8 protein-coding genes and 1 pseudogene are annotated in these 7,094 nt (G+C 69.1%); 3 read left to right on the top strand and 6 right to left on the bottom strand.

The genetic code is table 11. From position 1 onward, the window contains the following. Positions 1-292: pseudogene (locus tag H5J31_RS38945) on the bottom strand (hypothetical protein); the annotation flags it as partial. Between the two features lie 72 nt (positions 293-364). After that, positions 365-1,018 (bottom strand): NAD(P)-dependent oxidoreductase, encoded by a 654-nt coding sequence (locus H5J31_RS38940; RefSeq protein ID WP_181777663.1) that lies wholly within the window; start codon positions 1,016-1,018, stop codon positions 365-367. A 140-nt stretch (positions 1,019-1,158) separates the two neighbouring features. Between H5J31_RS38940 and H5J31_RS40620 the strand changes: the two genes are divergently transcribed. After that, a complete protein-coding gene (locus H5J31_RS40620) occupies positions 1,159-1,986 on the top strand; it encodes a class I SAM-dependent methyltransferase (protein ID WP_407925092.1) in 828 nt (275 codons plus the stop codon). Here the strand turns inward: H5J31_RS40620 and H5J31_RS38930 are convergent. Beyond that, a complete protein-coding gene (locus H5J31_RS38930; RefSeq protein ID WP_181777662.1) occupies positions 1,983-2,315 on the bottom strand; it encodes a YciI family protein in 333 nt (110 codons plus the stop codon). The two genes, H5J31_RS40620 and H5J31_RS38930, sit on opposite strands and share 4 nt — an antisense overlap. 272 nt (positions 2,316-2,587) lie before the next feature. On the opposite strand from H5J31_RS38930, the gene H5J31_RS38925 reads away from it, so the two are divergent. Then, entirely contained in the window at positions 2,588-3,445 is an 858-nt protein-coding gene (locus H5J31_RS38925; RefSeq protein ID WP_181777661.1) for a DUF11 domain-containing protein, read from the top strand. A gap of 74 nt (positions 3,446-3,519) precedes the next feature. On the opposite strand, the gene H5J31_RS38920 is transcribed toward H5J31_RS38925, so the two are convergent. From H5J31_RS38920 to H5J31_RS38910, 3 genes are read right to left on the bottom strand one after another with little or no spacing between them, the layout of a single operon-like run. After that, complete coding sequence (locus tag H5J31_RS38920; protein WP_181777660.1) at positions 3,520-4,749, bottom strand: RNA polymerase sigma factor; 1,230 nt, start codon at positions 4,747-4,749, stop codon at positions 3,520-3,522. Then, a complete protein-coding gene (locus H5J31_RS38915; RefSeq protein WP_207899502.1) occupies positions 4,750-5,145 on the bottom strand; it encodes a YciI family protein in 396 nt (131 codons plus the stop codon). A gap of 5 nt (positions 5,146-5,150) precedes the next feature. Then, complete coding sequence (locus H5J31_RS38910) at positions 5,151-6,242, bottom strand: isopenicillin N synthase family dioxygenase (RefSeq protein ID WP_236005659.1); 1,092 nt, start codon at positions 6,240-6,242, stop codon at positions 5,151-5,153. A 147-nt stretch (positions 6,243-6,389) separates the two neighbouring features. Between H5J31_RS38910 and H5J31_RS38905 the strand changes: the two genes are divergently transcribed. Further along, positions 6,390-6,995 carry an RNA polymerase sigma factor gene (locus tag H5J31_RS38905; RefSeq protein WP_181777658.1) on the top strand — a complete coding sequence of 202 codons (606 nt, stop codon included), beginning with the start codon at positions 6,390-6,392 and terminating at the stop codon, positions 6,993-6,995. Positions 6,996-7,094: the final 99 nt, after the last annotated feature.

The raw sequence follows: 7,094 nt of genomic DNA, 5'->3' as shown, positions 1-7,094 counted from the left end.
TGAACCGGGCGCCGGTCCCGTCGACCGGGGCGGGGGTGGTGTCGGCCCATTTCGTGCCGTCCCACCGGACGGCGACCGGGATCTCGGCGGTGCCGGTCCAGGTGCTGCCGATGGTCCAGGCGTCGTTCGCGCCGGTGGCCGCGACGCCGTAGTAGATGCGGTTCACCGTGCTGTCCAGCGGTTGTTCGAGCCGCCAGGACTCGCTCGCCGAAGCCGTGCTCGTGAGCAGGCCGGACAGTCCGAGGACCAGACCGGACACGGTCAGCGCGGACCTTCTTGCTACGCCTTGCATCTGGGACCCTTCCAGTTGTCGCAGGGGTTCACGTGAATCCCTTACGAATCCCCGCGCCGGAAGGTTGCCCGGTCAGTGGTCGACGGCGACCATTTCCCTCGAATGCCTCGGTCGTTCGATCTCGTCGACCAGCGCGACCGCGAGATCCGCGTAGCTGAAGGGACCGGCGTCCTCCGCCCGCGGCAGCACGCGGTGGTCGCCGCTGCGGTACTCCCCGGTGCGGTCCGCGTGCTCGTCGATCATCGCGGGCGGCGGCGCGATGATCACCCAGTCCAGGTCGCCGCCGGACGCACGGAGGACCTCCAGTTCCGCCGTGTGCCCGAGGGAGAATTCGCGGTGTTCGGCGGGCCAGCCCGGCTGGTCGTGGAACGCGACGCCCGGTGAGATCTCCAAGGCCGATCCGACGCCGACGACGACCAGCCTCGTGACGCCGGCGCTGCCGAGGCCCTCGATCAGCGCGTGCGCGGCCGCGGGGTAGTACTCCCGCGACGGGAGATCGGCGCGGTAGATGGAACTGATCGCGGCGTCGTGCCCGGCGGACGCCTTCGCGACGTCGTCGGCGACGGTGACGTCCGCGGCGATCAGGGTGACGTTGTCCCCGGCGAGATCCGCGTGCCGTACGGGATCCCGCACGGCGGCGGTCACCTGATGCCCGCGGCTCACCGCTTCGGCGACGGCGCGCCGTCCTCCGCGTCCACCGGCTCCGAAGATGACGATCCTGCTCATCGTGCTCCTTTTTCCGGCGCCGGTACTCGATCACCGGCGGCGAACGCGATGCTAGGAGCGGACCCCTCGGTTACCGCAACGAAACCGGCCCGGACCTTCTGGACACGTTCACCCGAATGGTGGTGAGGTATCGTCCCGGGATGCGTCACCTGGTACCCCATTCAGCCCTGAAGAGTTTGGGCCGATCGGCCCGCGGCACGGTCGGCCGGGGCCTGCATCGGCTCGCCCGGCGCTTTCATGATCCCTATACCGAGGAATTGAACCGGGTCGCCGCCGAACTGCGGGCGGAGATCGTCCGGCAAGGCGATCGCTGCTTCGATCGCGTCATCGAGTTCGAAATCCGGAGTCGTCGCGACATCATTTACGCCGGCGATCAGGACGCGGCGCGCGACAGCAACCGTTTCGCTCGCGAAAATCTGACCGGGACCAAACACTTCGCGCGTCCTCAAGAGACACTCGCGTACGCGCTTTCCCTTGCCCCGTCAGGAGGAATGGCGCTCGAGTTCGGCGTCGCGAGCGGGAACACGCTGCGCGTGATCGCCCGGGCGCGCGGCGGTGTCGAGACGTATGGATTCGACTGGTTCCAAGGACTTCCGGAGAACTGGCTCAACGGGATGCCCGCCGGTGCCTTCGCACGCGACGACCTGCCGGACGTTCCCGGCGCGGAACTCGTCGTCGGTCTCTTCGCCGACACGCTTCCCGGTTTCCTCGACGAGCACGAAGGTGTCGTCGATTTCCTTCATGTGGACGGAGATCTGTACAGCTCGGCGAAAACCGTGCTGGATCTGGCGGGACCGCGGTTGCGGCCGGGCAGCATCGTGCACTTCGACGAGTTCTTCAATTACCCGGGCTGGCAGAACCACGAACACAAGGCGTGGCTGGAATACGTCGAGCGCACCGGCGTCGAATTCGAATACGTGGCCTACACCTACGCCGACAACCAGGTCACAGTGCGGATCAACGGCTAGAGCATTTCCCGGACCTCGATCGTCCCGATCGCGGCCCACGGATGACTTCGGGCAGCTTCGATGGCCTGCTCGCGGCTTTCGCATTCGAGGACGTTGATGCCGCCGATCTGTTCCTTCGTCTCGGCGAACGGGCCGTCGGTGAGCAGCGCCTTGCCGCCGCGGACCCGGATGGTCGTCGCCGACTCGGGCGGGCGCAGGCCCATCCCGTCGACGCGCATTCCCCGGCGCGTCATCTCCTCGCCCCAGGCCAGGCAGGGCGCGGTGATGTCCGTGTCGAGCGCTTGTTCCCCGACGGACTCGCCGCCGCAGAGCATGAGCAGATAGCGCACCGTGCCTCCTGGTCCGTGAGCCGTCTTCTTAGGACCGCAGCGTATCGAGGAACCGGCGCCCGTGACCGAATCGGTATGGATCCGGACCGGGTACGGGCGGACGTGCGCGATCATCCGCTTCGAGCCCGCGAGTACCCGTCCCGGTTGGGCCGACCGGGTGAGGTCGCCCCGCCATCTGGCGGGAGAAGGCGGTAACGAATGTCCGTTCCTCGGCGACTGATCGTTGTCCGCACCGATCGGCGCGACGCCCCCGACCGGAATTGTGAGAACCGATGAAGCTTCGAAGAACCACACTTCTGTCCCTTGTGGCCGCCGCGGCCACACTTTCGCTCGTGGCGCCGGCGCCCGCCTTCGCGGACACCCCGACCAGCTCGGTGGTGGTCAGTCCGACCACCGTCCAACGTGGACAGACATTCACCGTCGAGCACTCGCTGTACAACGCACTCACGGACGCGGCCATCGAGGGTGGGGCGGCGACGCTCTACAGCGCGCCGACTCCGTTCACCAGCATCGCCGACGTCGTCTCGTGTCCCGGCGCGATCAGCTGCAGCTCCCACGTCGTCAGCATCCGCGGCGGAGTCGGGGACGTGGCCCCCGGCGACAGCCGCAAGGTGACCTTCACGCTGCGCATCAAGGACGACGCCCCGCTGGGCCCGGTGACCCTGCGGCACCAGTTCCTCGGTGAGAACTACAGTTTCGAGACCTTCGACGGTCCCGTCCTGAACATCACCGGTGGCACCGACGCCGCTGATCTCGGGGTCAAGCTGACCGCGTCCCCGCGCGGCATCCTGACGTCGACGATCGAGTACTCGGTCAAGGTCACGAACACGGGACCCGGTGCGGCCACCGGGATCCGGGTCGCGTCGACGATCGGCAACGGGCTGCGCTTCACCGGCTCGTCCACCTGCTCGAACCCGGGCGGCGCCAAGGTCGTGAACTGCGACATCGCCTCGCTCGCCTCCGGTGCCAGCGCCACGGCCAAGTTCACGGTGGCCGCCGGTCTGCTGAGCCTCGGACCGGTCAAGACGACCTCGAGCATCACGCAGAGTTCCGTCACCGACCCGAACGCGGCCAACAACACCAGTTCCGCGACCTGCACCGCCATCACGGGGCTCCTGCTCAGCTGCTAGACCCCGGTACCGTAACGAGATTCGGCACCTGTTCGCGATGACTTCGCGAATAGGTGCCGAATCTCGTTACGGGGTCAGTGCAGGCGGGCGGCGCGGTCACGGAGGTAGCGCTGGTGGGGCAGGCCGGTCGCGAGCCGCGCGGCCTCCTCATAGGACTCGATGGCCGCGGCGGTTTCCCGGGCCATTTCGAGCAGATGCGCGCGAGCGGCGTGGAACCGGTGGTCGCCGGTGATCCGGTCGTCGAGCTTTTCCAGTGCCGCCAGGCCTTCTCGCGGTCCGCGGGCCATGCCGACGGCGACGGCGTGGTTCATCGCCACCACCGGATTGTCCGAGAGCCGGAGCAGAAGTTCATACAGGGCTTCGATCTGCGGCCAGTCAGTCTCGCCGGAGCCGGGTGCCTCGTCGTGGAGTGCCGCGATCGCCGCCTGGATCTGGAACTGCCCGACGTCGCCACGCGGCAACGCCTCGGAAAGCAGCGCGGTGCCTTCGGCGATGTACTCGGCGTTCCAGCGGCTCCGGTCCTGTTCGGACATCGGGATCGGCACACCGCCAGGGCCGGTCCTGGCCGGGCGACGGGCATCGGTGAGCAGCATCAACGCGAGCAGCCCGGTGACCTCGCCGTCGTCCGGCAGCAGCCGCCGGACGATCCGCGTGAGCCGGATGGCTTCGCCGGAAAGCTCCGCCCGCACCAGATCGGGACCCGATGTGCTGGCGTATCCCTCGTTGAAGATCAGGTACAGCACGTGGAGCACCGCGTCGAGCCGCTCCGCGCGCCGATCTTCGGGCGGCAGGCCGAAGGGGAGGCCGCTGGCCTTGATACCGGTCTTCGCGCGGCTGATCCGCCGCGTCATCGTCGCCTCGGGGACCAGGAACGCACGCGCGATCTCGGCCGTGGTGAGGCCGCCGACCGCCCTCAGCGTCAGCGCGATCTGCGACGCCGGCGACAAGGACGGGTGGCAGCAAAGGAAGAGCAGGATGAGGGTGTCGTCGGAGTCGGCGGCCCGCCGGTCCGCCGCGGGGGCGAGGTGTTCCTCCGGCAACGTCCACTGGGTGACGGTGTCCTCGCGACGGCGTCGCGCCTGCTCGCCGCGGAGCAGATCGGTCAGTCGCCGCGAGGCGACCGTGATGAGCCACGCCCGCGGATTGTCCGGCCGCCCCTCGGCGGGCCACTGCGTCGCGGCCGCGAGCAACGCTTCCTGGGTCGCGTCCTCCGCCAGGTCGAAGTGGCCGTACCGGCGGACGACGGCGCCGAGGACCTGCGGCGACAGCTCGCGCAACAGGTCCTCGATGCCGCTGTCCGGCACCTAGAGCTCCAGCTCTTCGAAGCTGTCGGCGCACGGCCGGATGTCGACGTACCAGTCGCGGCCGAGGTCGGTGCCTTCCGGATACGGGGTGGCCGCCAGCTTGGCCGCGATCTCGGTCGCGCGGTCGTAGCTCGCGCAGTCGACGGTCGTGTAACCGACCAGGACCTCCTGTGTCTCGGCGTACGGCCCGTCGGTCACCACGGGCGCGCCGTCGCGCAGGGAGATGCGGCGGGCGTGTGCCGGCTGGGTGAGGCCCTGCGCGTCGACGAACTCGCCGGTCTCGACCAGGTCGTTGTTCCATTCGGCCATGAACTGGTGCAGCGCCGTGATGTCCTCGGCGCTCCACTTGCCGCCGATGTTGTCGAGATCCTGCTGCGACCCGAACATCATGATCATGTACTTCACGGTTTTCTCCTCTCGGCGGGCACCGCGTCGGTGCCTTCTGCCGGAGACGTCGGAGCCGCCGGGCTCGACCGGACACGGTCGCCGGAGATTGTCCCTCGGCCGCGGTCGGCGGCGGTGTTCATCGCGTCGGCCGGTTCGAGGATCCGCCCTCCGGTGATCTTCGCGTAGAGGTGCTCACCGCCGAGGACCGGCGGATACTTCGGCGGGTTCTCGGCCGACCGGCAGGTCGGGAGGCATTCGAAGCGCGCGTCGTAGTCGCCGTCGAAGAAGAACGCCACGCTTCGTCGCCGGGACGGCCCCGGCCCGGACGGCGGCACGACCCGGTGCAAAGTGGAGCGCCAGCGGTCGTTGGTCCACTGCGCGGTGAGGTCGCCGAGGTTGACCACCAGCGCGCCCTCGGCCGGGATGACGTCGTGCCAGGCGCCGTCGGGGCCGTGGATCTGCAGGCCGGGGACGGGATCGGCGTAGAGGACGGTGACGATGCCGTAGTCGGTGTGCGCGCCGAGCCGCATCTGGCCGGGTAGTGGCTCGGGCGCTCCGGCGCGGCGCTCGAAGTGATTGACCCGCAGGGTCCGCGTCGGGTGCCGGGTGTACGCCCCGAGGTAGCCGTCAGGGAGCTCCAGGGCCTTCTCGAAGATCTCCAGAAGCACTCGCGCGACGCGGTGCGCTTCGGCCTCGTACTCGGTCAGTGCCACCTGAAGGGTCTCAGGCACTCCCGGCCAGATGTTGGGCACGAAGAAGCCGTACGGATCCTCGATGTCGGCGTCCTCCGCGCCGATGACGAACGACTCCGAAAGGTCAGGCGGCGTCGTCTCGCCGAGGCTGTACGCCAGCCCTTCGGTGCCTTCGGCCGCGTACCCGCGGTCTGAGGCGCGGTCGGCCGGAGCGGACCGAAGCTTCTCCTCGACCGGGAGCGCGAAGAAGGCGGCGGTCGCCTCGCACATGCCGTCGATCGTCGCCTGCGGGATGCCGTGCCCCGTGACCTGCAGGAACCCGACGCGGGTCAGGGCGTCGTCGACGGCTGACGCCACCTTCGCGCGGTCGCCGTCGTCCCAGCCGCTCAGGTCGATCGTCGGTACGAGAGTCATAACGCGACGGTAGTGATGCGATGGGGTGATGATCGAGTTTCCGTGGTCGTCCGATCGGGCGGGATGCGTCTCCCGAACGGCCGTGAACTCGTTCGGGCCGGGTCGCGAAGAGCGGGATGAAAACGGACAACCGATGGAAGGCGGTCCATGAGTCCTGCAGGACAGCGATCCTCACCGGGGGAGGACGACGCGGCGGTGATCGGCCGGTCGCTGGCCGACCCCGACCTCTTCGCCGTGATCTTCGACCGCCACAGCCCGGCCATCGCGCGGTACCTGGCGCGGCGGCTGGGCGCGCAGATCGCCGACGATCTGCTGGCGGAGACGTTCCTCGCCGCGTTCCGCGCGCGGCGGCAGTACGACCTCGCCAGGCCGAACGCGCTGCCGTGGCTGTACGGCATCGCGACCAACATGCTCGCCAGGCATCGGCGCGAAGAGGCCCGTGAGCTGCGGCTTCTCGCCGCCGTGCCGCTCGAAGGCGCCGAAGAGGGCCACGCCGAGCGGGTGGCCGCGCAGGTCACCGCCGAAGCGATGAACGGTTTGCTTCGCTCCGCGCTCGCGCGGTTGGCCGACGGCGATCGCGACGTCCTGCTGCTGGTCGCCTGGGAGGGACTGGCCTACGACGAGGTCGCCGCCGCGCTGGAGATCCCGGTCGGCACGGTCCGCTCCCGGCTGCACCGCGCGCGCAAGAAGGTCCGCGTCGTACTCGACATCCCCGACCCCGCGACCCACGAGGAGATCACGCGCCATGGATGAGATGCAGTTGCTGCGGGACCTCGGGAACGAGACCCCCGCCCCGGCCCCCGCCGACCTCACCGTCGCGCGGGCCCGCCTGCTGGACGGGATCGCCGAAGA

The organism is Amycolatopsis pittospori (assembly GCF_013870525.1).
Lineage (GTDB): Bacteria > Actinomycetota > Actinomycetes > Mycobacteriales > Pseudonocardiaceae > Amycolatopsis > Amycolatopsis pittospori.
Note: the sequence above shows the minus strand (reverse complement) of the source record. Positions and strands in the feature narration are given on the sequence as shown.

Excerpts from the sequence above, each read along its gene's own strand:
- H5J31_RS38905 (WP_181777658.1), top strand. The coding sequence starts at position 6,390 with ATGAGTCCTGCAGGACAGCGATCCTCACCGGGGGAGGACGACGCGGCG.
- H5J31_RS40620 (WP_407925092.1), top strand. The coding sequence starts at position 1,159 with ATGCGTCACCTGGTACCCCATTCAGCCCTGAAGAGTTTGGGCCGATCG.
- H5J31_RS38915 (WP_207899502.1), bottom strand. The coding sequence starts at position 5,145 with ATGATCATGATGTTCGGGTCGCAGCAGGATCTCGACAACATCGGCGGC.
- H5J31_RS38925 (WP_181777661.1), top strand. The coding sequence starts at position 2,588 with ATGAAGCTTCGAAGAACCACACTTCTGTCCCTTGTGGCCGCCGCGGCC.
- H5J31_RS38940 (WP_181777663.1), bottom strand. The coding sequence starts at position 1,018 with ATGAGCAGGATCGTCATCTTCGGAGCCGGTGGACGCGGAGGACGGCGC.
- H5J31_RS38910 (WP_236005659.1), bottom strand. The coding sequence starts at position 6,242 with ATGACTCTCGTACCGACGATCGACCTGAGCGGCTGGGACGACGGCGAC.